Below are 20988 nucleotides of genomic sequence, written 5' to 3' on the forward strand. Positions count from 1 at the left end.
AATATTACACCTCATATTTTTTATCCCAAGATATAATTTTTATTTGCTTTTGGTTCAACACCAAAAATAAGCCCATTCGCCGGGTTACCATCATAGGTACCATCGCTTGATGCAATTGAATAATATAAGCCTGTATTAAATTCTTCACCAAAAGTGAATAACACGGCTCACGGTTGTTTTCCTAAACTGTCTCAGAATAAACGACGATTAATTATAATGCCTGGATATTTTTTGGGTGTTTGGGGATGAACCATAAAATTAAATAAATCAAGATCTTCTAAATCTTTTGCATCATCAGACCCTTTAAAGTCATCAACTAAAAGTTTAATAACATCTTTTAATCCATTTTTTTGGTTTTTTCGCGATATTTCTTTAAAAAGTTGGTCGGTAACACCAAAAATGTTTTTTACACCATCAATGGTTTTACCCCCATAATATTTGATAAATGTGATAATTATTTTCCCTCAATTTGATAATTTCTTGTCAATTGCTGGTTGAGAAAGATTTATAGTAGCGACTAAATCTTCTCCATCGGTAGTTTGAACATTACCTGATAGGCCCATTCCATAAATATTAATGTAATTTCAATTTATGATAAATGAACCTAAACTTAAATCGGTTGAATTGTCTTGACTAAAGATAGTTCCAACATTGTCGCGATAAAATTTGACAAAATCACTAGTGCTAATCGCAAGATCTTCTCATCCATTTGTTTGTGCTCCAATTCAATTAGATAATGTTAACGCTTTTTGTTTATAGTTATCTGTTATACCATCATAGCCTTTATTTTTACTATTTAAATCTCCTTCCGCTGATTTTGTCATTAAATCAACGTCATTATAAGTTATTTCAATGTCTTTAAATTCTTTTTTACTAGCAAGATATTCTTTAAATGAATGTTTTAAAACATCATCTAACTCCTTACTACTTTGTGAAAAGTCTCATATTCCTTTATCGTACAATGATTTAAAAATTTCATTCTCACTAAAATCAACCGTTTCTAATTTTGCAAAATACTCTTTAACATTTTCTAATAAGAAAGTTGTTGTATTATTAGAGATCGCTTTTAAAGCAGTAGGGTTTTCCGTTACATTATAAATTGTTGATAAATCAAAACGGATAAATAAACCTTTATATTCTAAAGAAATCGATGCTTTATAATCAACTCTAACTGCTGAAAAGGATTCCGGATTAATACCCACCGGAAATTTCTTTTTCAAAGCATCTACATCTATAAAAGTGACATTAATATCATTACGATCATCATCTAATGTTAATGGCAATTTATCAGCAAAATAATTTGAATATTCATTTTGTAAATCATTATTAACATTATCAAAAACATTTTTAAAATTATTAATAAAGTAAGTACCTAATTTGTTATCCTCACCACTGCCTAATTTTAAATGATACATTTGACTAGTGCTATTAACTTTTTTGAAAATATTTTCTAAATTATTTCGTGCACTATCAACATACATATTTGATTTAATTTTTTCAGCAATTTTTTTTGTTGCTTTTGCTTCAATTTCATTTAATACTTCAAGATCTTTAGCAGTCCCAGCATCATCATTATTGACAACTTTTTTGTTATGACATGAAATAACATTTGGTGTAACAGTTCCAACTAATGTTATTGCCCCCAAAATACTTAATAGTTTTTTCATTTTGTTTCTCCTTTTTTAAAATATTTTTACCTAGTTTAAAAAATTATTGGCGGTGCAATATCAATTATTGTCTCTTAAATTTTAAATTTTTATTATTTAATTCTTGGTGGAGCATGTCCTTTTTTAAATTGACTAATATACTTAGAATTGCGAAAATTAGTAAATAATAACTCAATTCGAAATTTAAAAATTCTTGATAAAAAAATATTTAAAATAATTGCTAATGTTATTTGATTTCTAATCGCCAAACATTGGAAGAAAAAAACTTGAAATTGTTCAGTACTTTTTTTAATATATGTAAAAAGCTCAATCTTAGTTTTAAGACAACACATAAAAAGAAACATTATAACTGATGAATAGTAAAGATGATTATCAATTGCTAAATCATCATCAAAAACGGTTGAATTGTAAACAACATAAATAACAACCAAAATAAAATATAAAATTAAATACCCTTTAAATAATTTACTTTTCATTAGTTTTTCTTCCCTTTTTACTATTTATTATATTTATAACAACTATTTTTAAAAAAACAAGGGCAAAGGGCTTTTTCTGTAATAAGTGGGAAAATATCAGAAAAAACTTAAAAAATAACAAAATAAAAAATCTAAGAAAATCTTAGATTTATACTTCATTAGCATTAACTTGTTCTTGAATACTCATATGATTAATTTTATAAGTCGAAATCCAATAAGTAACTAAGTAGATCGCTGCCATTAAAATAAAGGTAATTGGTAGTGCTATTCATGGGAAACCAAACGGAATAATTATTTTGGAAATTGAAGTAAAACCATAAACTCCCAACCACAAGATTAATCACATAATAGCAACCCCTAACATTCATGCTAAGAAAGCAAAAGGAGTAAAAATACCTAATGTTAAACTGTTAATTTCACGGTTTGAATAACCCAATGCTTTCATTACTGCAATAAATTTTAAAAATGTATTAACAAAAGATTCTGTCATAATATAGACAATAATAACCGCAGTAATAGTTGTAATTACAACAAAAATGACCGATAAAATACTTGAAATTCAAGCAAGTTTTTGGATAACTTGTGCTTTAATAATTAAATAATCAGTGTCACCAACTCCGCCACTTAACTGACCATTCATAAAGTCAATCATTGAGTAGGAACCATCTGGTGAAGAAAGATTAAAGCGTGTTGTTTGGTCAACTTGATCTTGATACTTACTAAATTTGCCATTAAATCATAATAATGGATTATCATTTGTTTTATCATACATTTGACTACTATTTGTGGCAAAACCAAGAATGTTATTAGCTAAAACTTGGTTAACATATGCTCGTGGTTCATCATAGGAATTTTGAATTCCAATGATTTGATATTTAACATTTTTAGTTGTAGTTCCAATTTTTAACAAGCCCTGTCGTAGTGCTTCACGATATCAATTAGTTGGAAAACCACTAGTTAAATCACCAATCCCATTAATCTCCTTATCAAATTTATTATCAAATGGATGAATAATATAGTAATTCCCAGTCGGACTTAGTTTCACTACTTGCTGGTCTTTTTGTGCCGGGTTAGGATCCAATAATCCTGGTAAAGTTCGTCCTGTTGTAACAGAAGTTGTCGTATTTAAAAATTCTCCTGGTTTAAAGGCGTTAACTGGCAACTTTAACACAAAATTTTTAATATTATAGTAATCTTGCACTGTACCATTTTTACCGGTAAAACCAAAGCGGTTTTGTTTACCAACTGTCAATTTTGTTAAATCAAGTGTAAACGGATTAATATTATCATCAACAAAACCAGTTGGAAGCTCATATGATCATGCTGTAATAGGAACAACACAATCATTTGCATTCTCACAGTACTGTAATTGTTTAACATTGGTTGTGGTGTTAACGATGTTATTTACTTGTAAATTATATTTACTCTGCGCAGCTTTATTAACAATCATTGGAATCTTATCAGATTTAACATTTAAATTTTTACTATCATCCAATGCTTTTTTAAGTTTTTGATTAGGAAAAATAATTGTTTTATTATTTGCATTAATTCCATATGTTGAAAGACCAAAACTTGAATCTAATATTTTTGCCGTATATCCCGTATAAACATCCTCATTTTTAGAATTATAAGTTGAAGTTCCAAAAGTAAAATTAAATTGTTCTTTTGCTAATTCATTTTTTAATCACATCGCCCTAATTTTTCCAGGCATAATATCACTTGTCGCATATTGAGCACAATAAGTTCAGCGATCAACAATATTTGGATCTGTTGGATGAACTGGTTGTTTTCCGAACGCACGAGGCATTGTCGAACATAATAATGTATCAATTTGATTTCCAATATCAACATTTTGACCATAACGATTATACATATCATAAAAGGTCCCAATTGATAAACTAGCTCCCTTCCCAACCATAAAATTAAAAATAATCATATTATTTAATTGTTGCGCATATAAGTGCGCATTATCAGCATTAATATCATTTGCTGTTGAAAGTCAATTCCCATTATACAGATAATCACTAACTAAAGAGTTTTTTGCAAGTGGATATGCTGGACTATTAGAATACTCTGGACCATTTCAGTCATACATTTCATAACGACTAAACGGAATGTTACCAACAACATTAGTATAATTATATTCGTTGTTATAATCTAAATTAGAATAATAATCTTTACTAAACTTATTGATTGCGGTTGGAATTAAAGTTGCAAATGTTAATGAAAGACTAGCAATAAAAAATGTTAAGAAGAACCAACCAATCTTTTTCATTGATACTGCCATCATGACAAATCGAAACTTAGTTGTAAATTTTTTGAATGAAAAACGATTACTAATTGAATTAACTAACTTTGAAGTCTTAACATTCTTATTTGGATTTAATAAATCTAATGGGCTAATAATTAACTGACGAATTGCTGTTGTCAAAATTGATAAAGCACTAACCACGCCAATTATTCCAAAACAAATGGCAAACGGAATTAATGAAAATGAGTAGTTTGTTGGAATAACAAAATAGTTATTAAAAACACTCATAATTGGAAATTGGAGAACAACACCAATAATTCAACCAAGAGGAACACCAATTCCTGTAACAACAATTGCATGCGCCAAATACGAATTTGCAATTGTTAAACCACTGTAACCGTTTGCTTTTAAAATTCCATTTTCAATTTTTTGCTGGTTAATAATTTTTTTAATTAAAATTACTAAGGTAAAAATTAAAATAATCAAGAAAACTGCTGATAAAATAATGGTAATTGTTCGATAAACACTAATTGCTGTCCCTAACAAACTATAACGAAGATAAACTAATTTTGTTTCATCACGGCTTTGCAAACCGGCATTTTTATCATTTGGTTCATTCAAACTTCGAAAATCAGCTGCTAAAAATTTTTTAAAAGTTGCAACATCTGTATTTTCATCTTTTCCTGTATGTGTAAGATACAAAGTTGAACTTTCATCAATCTCTGCATTTGCAATAATACTTTCTCCCCGATAAATATTTTCAGAAACATAAATAATTCCATCTGTTTTTGGGTCAGGAAAAATATCGGTGTCATAAATTGTTGGATAAATGTTAGCGGGATCACCACCAATTGCTCCAACAAAGAAATTAGAATTTTCACCAATTTTAATTGAATCCCCAACTTTTAACTTTTGACTACGTGCAAATTGTGGTGTTATAACAACATAAACATCATTAGTTGGATTGGCGGGATCAAATGATGAATATTGTTCAATAATTTTTAATTGATTATACTCTAACAATGGTTGTCAATTAATTATTTTATACTTAATATTAGAAACTAAATCTCAATATTCATATTCTTCACGCAATTGGTGTGAAAAATTAGAAACTTTTGCAACTAAAGCATAATAAGATTTTGTAAAACCATCGGGTCCATATGGTTGATTTTTAAAAAGATTATTCTTATTATTTTGATTATAAAAATCATTAACACTAAAAACAGCATTCCCAACATTGTTATTATATCCAACATCAAGATTATTATTGGTAGTTGGTGAATAATAAAGATTAATTTTAATTAAAGATTGTGATGTATCTTTTGTTAAAAAACTTAAATCACCATTTAATCCGTTAGTAAATAATTGTTGTTCAATATCTTCTCTTTTTGGAATATTAAGTGGATCACCTTGTTGCAAATTAACATCCTTATCTCATTGTTTCGTTCCAGTATTAACAAAGTTAAGAACTGCTTGTTTTAATTTTGTTGAACCCTCACCTTTAGGATTAATAAATTTTTGATTTAAATAATCAATAATTAAATTTACTGTATTTTGAGAAATATCACTATGTGTAAAATTATTCATAAATGCTTCAATTAAACCTAAATTATTATGGTCAAAAAGATTACCGTTTTGATCATATAATTGTCCAATTAAAGATTTCTGAAAAACTTCACTTTGATAATTAAAACGATATAAGCCATTATTTAAAAAAACAGGTGCTCTAGAATCTAAGTTCTTAAATTCAATACTACTAATCTTATTTGTTGATGCATAATTAAATGTAACTTCAACATCGTTATCATCTATTGCTTTTAAGGCTCCATCTAAGCCAAGATGCACATATGGTAACGTTGTTTTTTCACCATTAACATCAGTGATTAAATGATAATCATTACTAAAAGCAAATCAGGGTGTAATTGTTTCAACGTTAGACCCCGTTTTCTTTTTACCATTAAACTTTAATAAATAATCATAGTTAAAAGTTCCTTGTCCCATAAATGAATATGCATCCGTTAACCGAGTGTTAACAATTCATGATGAAGTGGCTAACAATGTTAAAAGAGCAGCTAATACTATAAAAATAGTTAGCTGTGCTTTTTGTTTAAACATACTTTTTAATGTTTGCCAAAATAACAGCATTTTTTAACCTCTCCTTCTTTCGTTTAACTACTAATAGTAACGTGTGTTGTTATAGTATCAGGCAAAATCACTTAATAAATATGAATTCTTTGTCAAATCATCTTTAATTCCTGGATTGTATAAAAAGCGGGCCTGATTATCAAATTCAACAACATAACTATATTTAATATTTTCACTATTTTCTAAATAAGTATCCCCTAACCCATCATAATCAAATCAGTCTTGGTCAGCTCATGTTTGCCCTTCGGGCGCAATATTATGACGTTTTGTTGGGTCATTTTGTTGTGCAACATATTCTGGTGAATTTCCTGATGCTGGATCACTATATCCTAACGGTTTCGTATGACGAGCTAACTTGGTTGAAGCGTCTTTTGGACCGTAATAGTCTAACTGATATCTAACTCCCGTTACGCGTCCGTCAGTTATTACTGCCCCTAATGTTTTTCCATCAGCACCTTTGCCAGAAGCTGTAATATATCATTTTCGATCCAAAAAGATATTATCAAATCAATCATCCGCCATAACTTGATTAATTTGGTTTGTTAGTACTCCAATATAACCATTTTGCGAATCTAAAATTTGAGTAATAAATTTATGCATGGCTTCATGGTCAGGATAAGTGTTATTCCCCCCATGTGATCAAGTATTAATCATATCAAATAATGACCCTGATTTATATTGATTTGTTTGTTCATCAAAACCATAGTTCTCTAAAATAAATTTAGCATATTCACTTTTTTTATCAACAGCCATTAAATCATCACTATAACCAGCTTTCTCAGGACCTTTATTGTAAACATCATCAATCTTCTGAACATTTTCAACATTTAAATTATAATGTCCCTCATCATCACTAGTATAGAATCAGTTTGCAAATCCAGCAATACCTTTTAATAAATTAAACATATCAAAATTGCTTGAATTTAACATTTGTAATAATGTTCGCATTAAGGCAACAACAGTGTCTTCTGCAAACAATCCTATTATGTTTTGTAATCCTTGAAGACCTTTATAAACTGTTTTTGACATTACTGTATTAAATTTTTTTACATCAAATTTTGAGCCTTCTTTTGCTAAAGCTGCTGTGAATCAATTGCCTAATACTGAGTATCATTTTAAAAAGGCATTTTTGTGATCTTTATTACTACTTGTTAAATCCAAATATTGTGGTGATTGGCTTGTAATAACTTTCATTGCTGTTCCCATAACAGGACTTGATAAAATATCATATAAATTCATATTTTCAATCGTTTTAGTAGGATTATCAACCTCACCATCACTTTGTGCTTCAACTTTTAGCATTGTCTTATCAATCGTATCACGATCAAATACTTCTAACAATGGACTACCATCTTTAACTTTTCCAGTACTAGAATCAAATAATTCACCTTTAATGGTACTTAAAATAACAAAAGGAGCAGCTAAAAAAATCCCTGCCGTTTTTTCACCATAACGATTATTTTGAACAATTGGCAATAATTGTGCTAAAGAATATGAAACTTCTAATTCTAAACCTGGTCCAAATTGCCCTAACATTGTAATTGCTTCATCAAAATATTTTAAACCAAACAAGTCATATAACGAACTTGACTGGCTCGCGATTGCTTTTCCAAATTTAGTTTCTGTTCCACCATCTTTATATGAAAGTTCTGATGTAGTTGGTGGATTACTCAAGGAATTATGATACAGAATATTTGACGCATATGGTCCTGTTGATGAATCATAATAATTACTTCATCCTTTGGTTCTCTGAATATAAGCCTTAACTGAATCTGACTTTTGTGATAAGATGTTTGCTAACGCCCCAGTATCATATTGAGCCCATCCTAAATTTTGATTTACTTCAAATTCAGGATAACGATTAGTTTTTGGGTCTTTATCTTTATTAGGGTGTCCTTGATTTTCTTTCGTGTTTCATTTTGCAAAATTTGTCATTGCAACAAGAGAAGACATTAAATTATAATTATTTCGCTCTGGCTCATAACTTGTATTTCTTGCACTTCAAGGATTATAAAAAATATTATTTAATTTCTTATATTCTTCAACATAATCTTTGATTTGAACTTCTTTTCCACTTTTTGTTTTAAAAGTACCTTTTAAATTTTTCCCAATATTATTTAAAAAATATTGTAAAGTTGGAAAAGCATATGTATTCATATTCTCATGACGTGAAGCAATTAAAATTTTTGCAATTGTACTAGTATATTTAACCTGATTCCTAATTGTTGGATCAATTTTATTAATTTCGCTATCAAAATAATCATTATTTATTCCTGTTTTTCCTTTTGAACAAGCAGCCACACTAAAAACGCTTGTTGACGTTAATGTTGTTACTCCTAAAATAGAAAGTAATTTTTTCATTTTTATTCACTCCTTTTTATTGAATTGTTACAATTATTAAAATAATAAATTTATTAAAAATTAATATAAAAGATTAAATTGTTAGAACCTGCTTATAACCATTAAGAATAATTGTTGTGTATTTAATTGTTTTATTCATTATTAAAGTATCATTTTTAATTGCCAATACAAAAAACTTTAAATTCTCTTCACTTTGTTTTTCATTTTGAACCTCTGAATCGTTACTTTTCATCAGCACAACATGTCAACCTCAAATTCAAAGTAAAATAAACATAAATATATTGCTAAAAATTGTTGACAATTTAATATCTTTTGTATTTTCAATAAATTGAAAATTTAAAATTAAGATTAATAAAATTAAAATAAAACCAAAAAATAAACGACGAAAAATTTGTTTTAACTCTGTTGTATTGTTATTAATAATGATAGTACCAATTAAGGCTACATACGAAAACACTCATAATATTAAATAAAATAAATGGTGTTTTGTTTTCACTATTGTTTGAAGAATTAAGATAAAAATAATTGGGGCGAAAGCGACTAAGAAGAAAACAGCAATAATCTTATTAAAAATTACAATAATATCAAAATATTTTGTTTTTGTAATAATAAAAAATAATACCAAACTAGAAAAAATAATATTCAATAAAACAAGTGTTGACCCTGATACTCAAACTAGATAAAACTGTGTAAGGATATTAAGAACACTTAAAATTAGAATATTACTAATAAAAGTAAAAATAAAAGCAATAATTTCAATTCTATTAAAACTATTATTAAGAGTTTTAAGAGATTTTGCTTTTAAAAAAGTAATACGAATAAAAATGCTAATACTGAAACAAATAAAAATTCAAAATGCTATTGATGAAAAAATATTATTCATTAAGGTAATAAATTTATAAAATTTACTATTAAATAAAAAATCTATTAACATTTCTATCGCTCCCATTTATACATAATATAATTTTACAAAAAAAAAAAAAAAAAGCAAAGGGGTACCCCTGCTTTATTTTAATAAAATTAAACTATTTAAGTTCAACTGAAGCACCAGCTGCTACTAATTGTCCTTTAATTTCTTCAGCTTCTTCAGATTTTACTTTTGATTTAATTACTGCTGGTAGTTTATCAACAATTGCTTTCGCTTCCATTAATTCTTTTCCAGTAATTTCTTTTACTAATTTAATAATTGCAACTTTACTTGCTCCTGGATCTGTTAAAACAATATCAACTTCTGAAGGTCCGGCTGCTGCCCCACCTTCTGCTGGTGCTGCAGCAGTTGCAGCAGCAACAACTCCAAAATGATCTTCAATTGCCTTTACTAATTCATTTAATTCTGATAATTTCATTTCTTCTAATGCTTTAATAATATCATCTTTTGATAATGCCATAATATTTTTCCTCCTCGTTAAGAATTACATTTTTATAAAATATTGAATAAATTAATTACTCACTTTTCACTTTAGCAATTTCTTTACCTGCTATTGCGAACATACGTAATGGGTATAATAAGCTTGATGCAAACATTGCAAGTAATTCGTCTTTTGTTGGTAATAAAGCAATTTCAATAATTGCTTTTGTATCCAAGACTTTACCCTCATAAATTCCGGCTTTTAATTTCAAAGCTGGATGTTTTTTTGCAAATTTTGCCAAAGTTTTTGCGGCAGCCATCTGTTCTCCTACACCAAACGCAAAAGCATTAGGACCCGTTAAATATTGATCCAATTCTGCAAATCCCGTTTCTTTGGCAGCCAAGCTCACTAAGTTATTTTTATATATTTTAATGTTTACATCTTCTTTTGTAAGCATTCTTCTTAGTTCTGTAAATTCAGCAACTGTTAATTTTTGATATTCAACAATAACTGCTGAGTTCGCAGTTTTAAAGTTATTAGCAATTTCACTAACAACTGCTGTTTTAATTTTCATTGCTGGCTTCATTCTTCGCCTCCCTATAATAATTCAATAAAACAAAGACAATTAACCAAATAGATTAATTGCCTGAAACATTATTTTAATAATATAAAAACATATAGTTGTTCTATATATCAATAATGCCTCGGCAACATAATTAAGATTTAAGAAAATCCGTTGCTGTCTCTGGTATTTTGATGACTAAGGTACAATACCAATAATTATCATATTATAATTTTGCTTAAAAGTCAAATAAATAATATTATAAATATATAAAAACTATACACGTTTAAAACCACTAAATTCTTTAATAATTATTATACTATAAAATAAAAATAATTTTTAAATTAGTACTTATTAAATAACTTTATTATTTTCGCCGGTTCTTTTTATAACGATACTTATTTCATAAATATGTTCCTAAACAAGATAGCCCAACAGCACCAGAAGTACCCAAAAACACATAACCTAAAACCTTCGCAACCACCATATCTTTTTGTTTGACAATTGGATCAGGAACAATTGGGGGATTATACACTTGAAAGATAAAAGGACCTTCATTATTACTAACAAAAATATTATCTTTAGCATCAATCGCAATCGTTTGAACTTCTCGGCCAAATAAATTAGTTTTAATAACTTGGTTTTCTCCCTTTTTTAAAAAATAAACACCATCTAGAAAACTACAATAATAAATATTATCTTTAGCATCGACCGCAATCGAATATATGCTGCGATCCCGTAAATTAATTTCTTTCAACTCATTTGTTTTGGTTTGATAAATATAATTTCCTAAATAAATATTATTAGTCTGGTCAATTGCCATTGCATAAATTAATTCATTTAAATTTTGAATTAATACTAGCGGATCATCTTTACTTTGTTGGTAAGAAAAAAAGTCTCGTTTATTAGTTGTAAAATAAACATCATCTTGATGATCAATTATTAACGCAAAAACAACATAATCACCTCAATTAACTTTTTCAGCAACAGTTTTCCCTGCTGGCAAATAATAGATTCCAGCGAGTGTTCCTAAATATAAGTTATTCATACTATCTAAAGCAAGCGCAGTGACATCAGCATCAGCAACAAGTCCCTCAATTTGGACAATTGAGCTATCGTTTTTATAAATAAAAATATCATTATCTTCTGTTGCAAAATAAATGTTATTATGTTGATCAATTGTTAAAAAAATAACTTTATCATCAATACCTTTAATTTTAGTTGCTTTATTATCACCATTCATTAAAACATAAAGACCACGTGAAGAACCAAAATAAGTTTTTTCCTTACCAAAGATAATTGCGTTCCGAAAAATATTTTCAACCCCTTCAATTCTTGTTTGAACATATTGTTTATTGTTAAAAGGAAAAGGAACATTTTGAAGAATATTATCTGGTCCTATAAAATTATGAAAAAAAACAGAACTTATCATTACTACTCATATACATATTCTTTTCATCTTACCTCTGCCCACTTTGCTAATAGTATTTTATTAAGAACGACTTTACAACAATAACTATATAATTAGTTTAGCAAAAAATAATACATTATATAAAATTTAATAACTTTTTAAGAAAAAATGTTATCCAATTTTAAAAAATGGATAACATTTGGTTTTACTCTAATGTAATATTTACTAACTTGTTTCTCTTAATTTTTCAAATTCCAACCGCAATCACTAATAATAGAATTATTCCAATTGCTAATGTTGCAATTGAAACAACATAAAAGGAAAAGGAAGGAATTAAAAGCATTCCGGTGCTTTTAAAGACCACGTTAGCAATTAAACTTCATAATAATTGTGCAATCACATAACTTAAGATATAACCAATAATAATTGCTAATAGATAAAATCCTAATACAATTGAAATAATTTTTCATGTTGGATATCCAAGTACTTTTAAGGTTAAAATTGTTCGCCGGTTTTCATCAAGCACCATTGAAATTAAAACTGCAAGAATCAAAGCAACAATTACAATTGTTAATCCTTCTAACACATTAAGAACATCACGGACCGTTCGCATTCCTTGCGAATAATTTTCCCGTAATGTATCAAATGGTCAAATCTTATTTAACCCATTTAATAATTTTAGATTTGTTCGTAAATCAAGGGCATTAGTAAAATCAATTTTTTTATTATTATCAAACATTGTAAAATCATAATTATCCGTTAATGAAAATGCTGACATAATACGATAAGGTTGCAAAGACATTCCACTTGGGCTAGCGCGAGAAGCAACGACATTATAATATGAATTAGGTGCAAACACAATTCCCTTTCCGGTTGCATTAACTCATTGATTCATAACAGTAACTAAGGAATCTTGATTCATATAAATATTCCCCGAACTAATATCAGCATCATCTGAACCAACTACTTTAAAAGCAACAGGAACATATCCAATGGCATTCGTAATGCGAACATTTAGTTTAAAAATATCACCCGGATTAATGTCCATTGCTTGATAAACTCGTTTTGCCAAAATAACTGGGATTGGTTCATTAATTGGCATATTCAAATCATGTGCTACTGGGTTCTCACTAATTTTATAACCAAAAACCTCTTTTTGAGCAACATCAGCGGAAGTATTTTGGGAACGATAGTTTAACAACTGGTTTCGTTCTGTTTCATTGCTTGATAAACCAACAACATTTAATTGTGAAACAGGATTTTTAGCATTCTTTGTATCATCTGGACTTCAACCAGCTGACAAAAAGACATATGGAAAATCATAAACTGGATCATACACCATATTTGGTCCTAAATAAATATCGGGATATTGTCCATTGGTTGATGAACCCAAACTATTAATCATATTAATTCCAGTGATAATAGTTTGAATATCTGCTTCGGTTAACCCTTGACTAATTAAATTCGGCTTTATAATATTTATTATTTCAATTAATCGATCTCACCCATTAATTCATTCCCCAGTTTTGCTATCTTTAACTTTATAGTTAACAATTGCCTTAACTGTTTCAGCATTTAAATAAGGGTATTTATTAGTTTTGGCATCATATTTAATCTTACTTTCAACAAGAGTTGGACCACTTGGATCACCAACAATATTCAACAAATCACCACAGCTTTGTTTTACACCAGTAGGATTAGAACTTGATAATTTTAAAAAACACATTAATGGATCTGGAAAATTAAAGGTTTTATCATCATCTAAAACTTGTGCGCGATAATAATGTTGGTCACGTTCATCTGTTGTAATTCAATTATATGGTTTACTATTATCGGCCTCTTGAACAATATCTTGTTGATCAGAAGATGCAATTAAATATGATTTTATATCATCTTTAAAATATCGGAAGGAATCATTAACAATCCCTTGTGCCATAACTCCAGCATCTAATTGAAAGATTAATAAGAAGGATGAAAAAGCTAAAACAACTAACACTGTCACTCATTTTCCGAATGATTTTAGAGCAAAGGTAAACGATAAATGAATATTAAAGGACAACCCAAAGTGTGCATATTTTCTCCCCCTTCTTACTTTTTTAACTCGGAAATTTAAATTTGATCCTTTTAAATCATAAATTAAATCTAATGCTGTTCTGCTCAAAAGAATAAATGAAATCAAAAACGCCATAGCAATAAAAATAAGGGGAATAATAATTGTTGCTGTAATAAAAATAATCGGATTAAAATAAAAGAGTGATAATGGTAAACCAATTGAATATAGGTTTGAAGAAGTAAAATACATTTGTAATGGTAAACTTAATGCTCATCCTAATAGACAACCAATTAAAGTCGTAAATACAATATTAAAAGTAAACACAAAGGACAATTCATATCGACGATATCCTAGTGATTTTAAAACTCCGATTTGTCGTTTTTGATGAGTAATATCCTTTTTAATGAAAAAGGCAATAATAATTAAAATAATAATTGAACAGGCAATAGCAATTGAAGTATTAATAATAAAACCGGTATTTGTTAACATTACCACTTGCCCTGGTAATGATGATTCAAAAGCAACAATAGCATTATCTGGGGCAACAAAATAATTACTTAAAACCTTACGCAACAATGCTATTTTTTGCGGATCAGTTAAATCACCATTAACATTAATAAATCCTGTAAACTTTTCTTCACCATTAGAAAAGTTTTGTTTAATCGTATTATAATTTATGTCATTCATAAATAATAATGAACCATTCCTTAAATCAATTATTTTACCACCACTAGCAATTGTTGATAAACTCGCTAAACTAGGATAAATATTACTATATTTAGCACCATAACCAGCAATCTTAAATTGTAAATTTGAATTATTTCCTAAATTAAAATTACCTCCAACATTTAACAAATTATAGTCCGCATATTGCTTACTTAAAATAATATTATTTTTACCTAACTCAGTAACTGCTTCTCGACTTGTTACATCAAAAACACGATTAAATGGAGTATAAAAAACATTATTTCCTCTTCAACTATCACCATTAAATAGCAAATTTTTATCTTTGCTAACGGCAACAGCATTAAAATACTGCGTATCTTTGGCCAAATTATTAGCAACAAACTGATAACTAACATCATAACTAAGATTTAAAGTAATATTGTCATCATCAATTAAAGCTCTTAATTGGCTTTGGTTAGGATGATGAACAATGTAACTTAAAAATGCTGAAGAAATATTACCACCAAAATTTTTAACTAAAGCAGTAAAAGATGCTGTCCCTGTTTGCTTATTCAAATATGGTGGCTCTTTTGATCATGTACAAATTTGATTATTTGTTAAATCACAATTTAAACCTAAAACATCCGCTCTAATATTATTAAAAGTTAAGTGATTATTATCAATTTTAGTTTCATCATAAAATTGTGCTAAAAAAGCTCGATTGTTTTCGTTTATTTTTCAATTCGGATTTCTTTTATAAACATTATTATCAATGTTCAAACTATCCATTCGAATTTCATAATGATAGGGAATACTGTTTTTCTTAACATCATTTAACCCATTTTTAACTTGAAAAACAGTCGAAAAAAGTGCCGTAAAAGTTAATAGTGCCCCAATGATGAACAAAATTAACCCAATAAACTGAGTTATTTTTTTTGTAAACCCTCGCGTAGCCTCTTTTGCAAGATTTAACATATTATCCACCCATTCTAAATATATATTAAGTTTATTATATAAGAAAAATAAAATATTTTTTAAAAATATTCCAAATCTTTAATCAACTAAATAAGCGCAACTAAATCGTTTGATTTGATAAAGCATCCGCACTAATTCAAATCCAACATCTGTTAAACGATAAGAAGAATATATTACATTGTTTTTAGGATACATCTTTTTTTGAATAATATTTTTTTCAATTAAATTATTAAGGGTTTCTGTTAGCACTTTTCTAGTACATTCCTTTAAATGGTTATGCAATTCATTAAAACCATACTCTTGCTCATTCAAAACATTAATTATTTTTAAAGCTCATTTTTGTGAAATAATTTTAACAAAACTTTTAATTGTTGCCACGTCATGATCACAACAACTACTCTCACAACGACAATCAGCCCCACAACAAATTTGATCCTTAATAACACACTGTTTCATTATATTTCACCACTTTTCACTATCTATATATTATAAACCTTAATAAGATAATTTACAATTATGTTTTTTTGACTAAATAAAAATACTTGCCTTAAAAGCAACTATTTTATCGTCCAATGAATTTACGAACACCATCATAAGCCAATAGCAGTAACAATGGTATAACCATCATTCCCAATGATATAATTGACATTTGTCAAGATAATAATGGCGACGTCTCAAACTTATTTTCATTAGCTGTTGATAAAAAGATTAAATTTAACCCTGGCGCATATATTATTAAAAAGTTTAATGCTAAAGCAATTAATGATGCTCCTAATAAATAATAATTGGTTGGTTCCATTTTATGATGGGCTTTAATCTGATAGTTTGGTAATTGAATTGCAAAAGCAAAAATAACCGGTGAACATGCCATCACTAAAATTGTCGCAATTTTAGCATCTTCAACATTATTAAAAACTTCTTTTCCAATAAAAAATGTTGCAATAACAGTTCCCGCCGTAACAAATGCTAAATATAAAATCGTTCCTAAACTATTAGTAAAAAAGGACTCTTTTTTATTTCGTGGTTTATCTAACATTAGACGATTATCGTTATCTCCTAAACCGATTGGAATTGCCATTAATGTTTCAACAACCAAGTTAAATCATAAAATATTAACTGAATCAAATGGCTTAATTTGCGTTGAAACAGAAATAATAATAAATGCCAAAACATTAGCTAACTGTGCTGCACAAACAAAAGCAATTGCCCGTTTAATTTTATGATAAACATTTCTTCCTTCTTCAACACCACGAATAATAGTTGAAAAATTATCATCTTGCAAAATAATATTTGCTGCTTCTTTTGAAACATCAGTCCCAGTAATTCCCATTGCTACTCCAATATCTGCTTTGCTTAAACTTGGAGCATCATTAACACCATCACCCGTCATTGACACAACATAATTCATTGCTTGTAAACACTCAACAATTCTTGTTTTATGATCAGGATTAACTCTTGCAAAAACCGAAACATCTCTAAATTTCTCTTGTAATTCTTTATTATTCATACTATCAATTTGATGACCAGAAATAACATTCGCTTCTGAAGTTGCTAAATTTAAATCTTTTGCAATCGCCAAAGCTGTTGCTTTATGATCTCCTGTAATCATAATTACTCTAATACCAGCTTCATGTGCTCTTTTAACCGCTTCCACTGCTTCTGGGCGCGGCGGGTCAATCATCCCAACTGCACCTAAGAAAATCAAATCACTTTCAATTTTTTTCTTATCATATTCTTTAAAAGCAAAAGCTAATACTCGTAATGCTTGACTTGATAATTCTAAAGCTTTTTCTTGTAATTCTTCTTTCATTGTTGCAGTTAAAGGAATAATTTTATTATTTAAATAAATCTTATGGCAATGTTTTAATAATTGGTCAAGTGCACCTTTTGTATAAACAAACTCTTGTTTATTAACCCGATTAACAGTCGACATTAATTTTCGATCAGAATCAAACGGAACTTCTAAGATTCGAGCATACTGTTCACGATATTTAACTTCACTAATCGTAAACCTTCTTGTAAAATCAATTAAAGCAATTTCAGTTGGATCACCAATTCGTTCTTTTTTAACATTAATAGCATCATTACATAATGTTAAACAATTAATAAAATGAAATGCTGCTCGATTGTCTGTTTCAAAACGAAAAGCACTTTCTTTCATAGTTTCATTATTAAAAATTACTTCTTTAACTGTCATTTTGTTTTGAGTTAAAGTTCCTGTTTTATCTGAACAAATAACATTGACTGACCCTAATGTTTCAACAGCATCTAATTTTTTAACAATAACATTAACACGAGCCATTCGTTTTACTGACAATGATAAAATAACTGACACAATAACAACTAATGACTCTGGAATAACAGCAATAGCAATTGTGACTGATGTCATTAAATTGATTGGTCAACTATTTTCATCAGTCAATAGAAAGAAAACAAAGACAAAAATTGCTAATAAAATGGCAAAAATACTTACTACTTTTGTTAATTTTGTTAGTCTGATTTGTAAGGGTGTTTTTTCTTGTTTGGCCTTAACGACTCCTGCCGCAATTTTACCAATTTCACTATTAACAGCATTAGCAACAACAATCCCGATTGCTCTTCCATTTGTAATAAAAGTTGACATAAAAGCCATATTAGTTTGGTCAGCTAAAACTAATTTTTGTTTTGTTAAAACAATACTATTTTTTTCAATCGGAACTGATTCACCAGTTAAAGCAGCTTCATCAATAAACAAATTACTTGCTTCTAAAATACGAATATCCGCTGGAATATATTTTCCAGCTTCTAAAATAACAATGTCACCAACAACCAATTCGTTGGCTGGAATCTCGATAATATCACCATCCCGTTTTACAACCGCAACTGGAATTGTCATTTTCTTTAATGATTCTAATGATTTTTTTGCTTTCACTTGTTCAATTGTTTGAATAAAAGCATTTAACAAAACAATACATAAAATTACAGCAAAATCAATTACATGAATTTTATTATTAACAACCTTCTGAATAACAACCGAAGCAATACCAGCAATAATTAGAATAATTGACAAAGGGTCTAATAATGAATATAAAAAAATTAAACTTCAATGTTTATTTTTTGGCTTTGGCAATTCATTTTTACCATTTTTAACTAATTTTTCTTGTGCCTGTTCTAATGATAAACCCAAACTTAAATTTGTTTCAAATTCTTGTTCCAATTCTTTATCTGTTTTGTTAAATCATGTCACTTATTGCCGACCTCACTTTCTATTATTGTCTAAAACTAAATTTCTTAATTTCTATTTTGCTTTATAAATTAATTTTATAATATAAATAACTAAATTGTAAGACTAATTAAAAAAATAAAAAAAGTTTTAGAAACTTTTTTTATTTTAAAAATTTATCTTTTAACAACATCATAACGATAACTACTTCATAAATAATAAAACGGCATATAATAAAAGTTTGAACTTCCAAAAACAAAACTGGCGTCACGTCCACCACCATTAAACCAGAAAAGATTATTATTTTTATCATAATCTATTTCTTTAGAATACCAACCGGTTACTTGCTTAAAAGCAACCAAATCTAAGTCTACTAATTTTTGATTGATTACATCTTTATCGCTAGTAAATTCTTTAAATAAAGTTACTGGTAATGAATAATTTGTTAATTTATTAGCCAAATATTTTTCTACTAAATTATTCCATATATTGGTAGAAACATTAAAATGATAACCTCCTTTAAAATTTACTTTGTAATATTTTAAAAAGGCAATAATAATATTAGCAAAATTAGATATTTTTGTTTCCAATTTATCTTTTGTTAAAATAACTGTCGATATAAAGTCAGTATTACTAGCATTAAAATAGCCAGATAATGTCATCCCAAAAATATTAATATAATCTAAGGAAAATTTAAATTGTCCTAATTCAAGTTTTGAATCAGCAGCAAATTTTGGGACTACTGATTTAATATATAAACTAACAAAGTCAACTGGTTTTGCTTCCTCAACATTATTGTCTTTGACTCATTTACTTAATAATGATGCATCAGCTATATCATTACTCCCATTATTATAATAAAAACCACGATCATAGTCACTATTAAACAAAACTGTTTGACTTTCCAAAAATGCTTTATCTTTGTTATAAGTAATCATATCCTTTAGATTTTCATTGGCTTGAATAAAATTAGTTAATATCTTTTTATAAATATTGTCTATTGTAGTTAAATCTTTCTTATAATCAAGATTAAAATTATCATATAAAGTTTTAAAATCACCAGTAGTTACATCAATTTGATCTTTATCGTTATAAAAATCAATGATATTTTGATTAAAATAACTTAAAGCACCCCCTTTAACTAAATTAAATTTTTTCAAATCTGTTGTCATATTAAACGATGCATAATATTTATTATCACTTACTAAATCTTTAAATTTAACTTCGTATTTAACATTAAAATTAATTGCAACTGCTTGTAATCCATCCATATTTGGTAATCCTGACAACTCAATTAATTTTTCAATATCAATAAAATTTAACTCTATCATAACATCGTTTTCACTAAAGGAAACAGGCTCACTATTTGGATAATAATTTGAATACTCATTCTTAATTTCACGATTAACATTATCAAAAACTGCACGAAAGGTTGTTAGAAACTCATTCTTAATTGCTAAATCATCTTGATCTTTATCATTTAATTGATAGGTTTTTTTGCTATCAGAAACTCGTGTATATGCTACTAACATATAAGGGTTATTTCGTTCAATATCTTCTTTAAATGATAAATTTTCAAAACTCGTGCTAACTTTCTCACTAATTTTATTTAAAATTTCAACATCTTTATGACCATCATTAATTTCTTCTGTGCCATCACCATTCTCATTATTTGTTTTAGGGGTACAACTTACAACAGTAATTGCCCCACTTGTGAGCAATGAAAAGACTCCTAATAAATTTAATAATTTTTTCATTTTTTCCTCCAAAAGTAATATACTTTTTCTTTTTTATTATAAAAAAAAAAAAAAAAAAGCAACAAATTTGAAAAAAAACTTAAAAACCTTTTCTAAGATTTTTAAGAATTTTT

The 20988-nt window shown here is 27.9% G+C and carries 12 protein-coding genes and 1 other annotated feature; all 12 genes read right to left on the minus strand.

Features of this window, described 5'->3' with window-relative positions; genetic code table 4:
* Positions 1-20: 20 nt before the first annotated feature.
* The 12 genes from S100390_RS05175 to S100390_RS05230 all read right to left on the minus strand — a co-directional run bounded on the left by S100390_RS05175 (position 21) and on the right by S100390_RS05230 (position 20875).
* Positions 21-1667, minus strand: a complete 1647-nt coding sequence (locus tag S100390_RS05175; RefSeq protein ID WP_070407206.1) for a lipoprotein — start codon at positions 1665-1667, stop codon at positions 21-23.
* Between the two features lie 92 nt (positions 1668-1759).
* Positions 1760-2143, minus strand: coding sequence for a hypothetical protein (locus S100390_RS05180; RefSeq protein ID WP_070407207.1), 384 nt, complete (start codon positions 2141-2143; stop codon positions 1760-1762).
* A gap of 148 nt (positions 2144-2291) precedes the next feature.
* Positions 2292-6539 carry an ABC transporter permease gene (locus S100390_RS05185; protein WP_070407208.1) on the minus strand — a complete coding sequence of 1416 codons (4248 nt, stop codon included), beginning with the start codon at positions 6537-6539 and terminating at the stop codon, positions 2292-2294.
* A gap of 30 nt (positions 6540-6569) precedes the next feature.
* Positions 6570-8900: a lipoprotein gene (locus tag S100390_RS05190; RefSeq protein WP_070407209.1), complete on the minus strand. Its 2331-nt coding sequence runs from the start codon at positions 8898-8900 to the stop codon at positions 6570-6572.
* A 73-nt stretch (positions 8901-8973) separates the two neighbouring features.
* Positions 8974-9834: a hypothetical protein gene (locus tag S100390_RS05195; RefSeq protein WP_070407210.1), complete on the minus strand. Its 861-nt coding sequence runs from the start codon at positions 9832-9834 to the stop codon at positions 8974-8976.
* 91 nt (positions 9835-9925) lie between these two features.
* Positions 9926-10288, minus strand: a complete 363-nt coding sequence (gene rplL, locus S100390_RS05200) for a 50S ribosomal protein L7/L12 (RefSeq protein ID WP_070407211.1) — start codon at positions 10286-10288, stop codon at positions 9926-9928.
* Between the two features lie 55 nt (positions 10289-10343).
* Positions 10344-10835, minus strand: coding sequence for a 50S ribosomal protein L10 (rplJ, locus tag S100390_RS05205; protein ID WP_070407212.1), 492 nt, complete (start codon positions 10833-10835; stop codon positions 10344-10346).
* A gap of 73 nt (positions 10836-10908) precedes the next feature.
* Positions 10909-11016 (minus strand) — a sequence feature (ribosomal protein L10 leader region).
* A gap of 162 nt (positions 11017-11178) precedes the next feature.
* Complete coding sequence (locus S100390_RS05210) at positions 11179-12270, minus strand: hypothetical protein (protein WP_070407213.1); 1092 nt, start codon at positions 12268-12270, stop codon at positions 11179-11181.
* A gap of 157 nt (positions 12271-12427) precedes the next feature.
* Positions 12428-15916 carry an ABC transporter permease gene (locus tag S100390_RS05215; protein WP_070407214.1) on the minus strand — a complete coding sequence of 1163 codons (3489 nt, stop codon included), beginning with the start codon at positions 15914-15916 and terminating at the stop codon, positions 12428-12430.
* Between the two features lie 78 nt (positions 15917-15994).
* Positions 15995-16372, minus strand: coding sequence for a winged helix-turn-helix transcriptional regulator (locus S100390_RS05220; protein ID WP_083258405.1), 378 nt, complete (start codon positions 16370-16372; stop codon positions 15995-15997).
* 106 nt (positions 16373-16478) lie between these two features.
* Positions 16479-19142, minus strand: coding sequence for a cation-translocating P-type ATPase (locus S100390_RS05225; RefSeq protein WP_070407215.1), 2664 nt, complete (start codon positions 19140-19142; stop codon positions 16479-16481).
* A 152-nt stretch (positions 19143-19294) separates the two neighbouring features.
* Entirely contained in the window at positions 19295-20875 is a 1581-nt protein-coding gene (locus S100390_RS05230; protein ID WP_070407216.1) for a lipoprotein, read from the minus strand.
* Between the last annotated feature and the right edge of the window lie 113 nt (positions 20876-20988).

The organism is Spiroplasma sp. NBRC 100390, from assembly GCF_001886495.1.
In the GTDB taxonomy this organism is placed as follows: Bacteria; Bacillota_I; Bacilli_A; order Mycoplasmatales; family Mycoplasmataceae; genus Spiroplasma.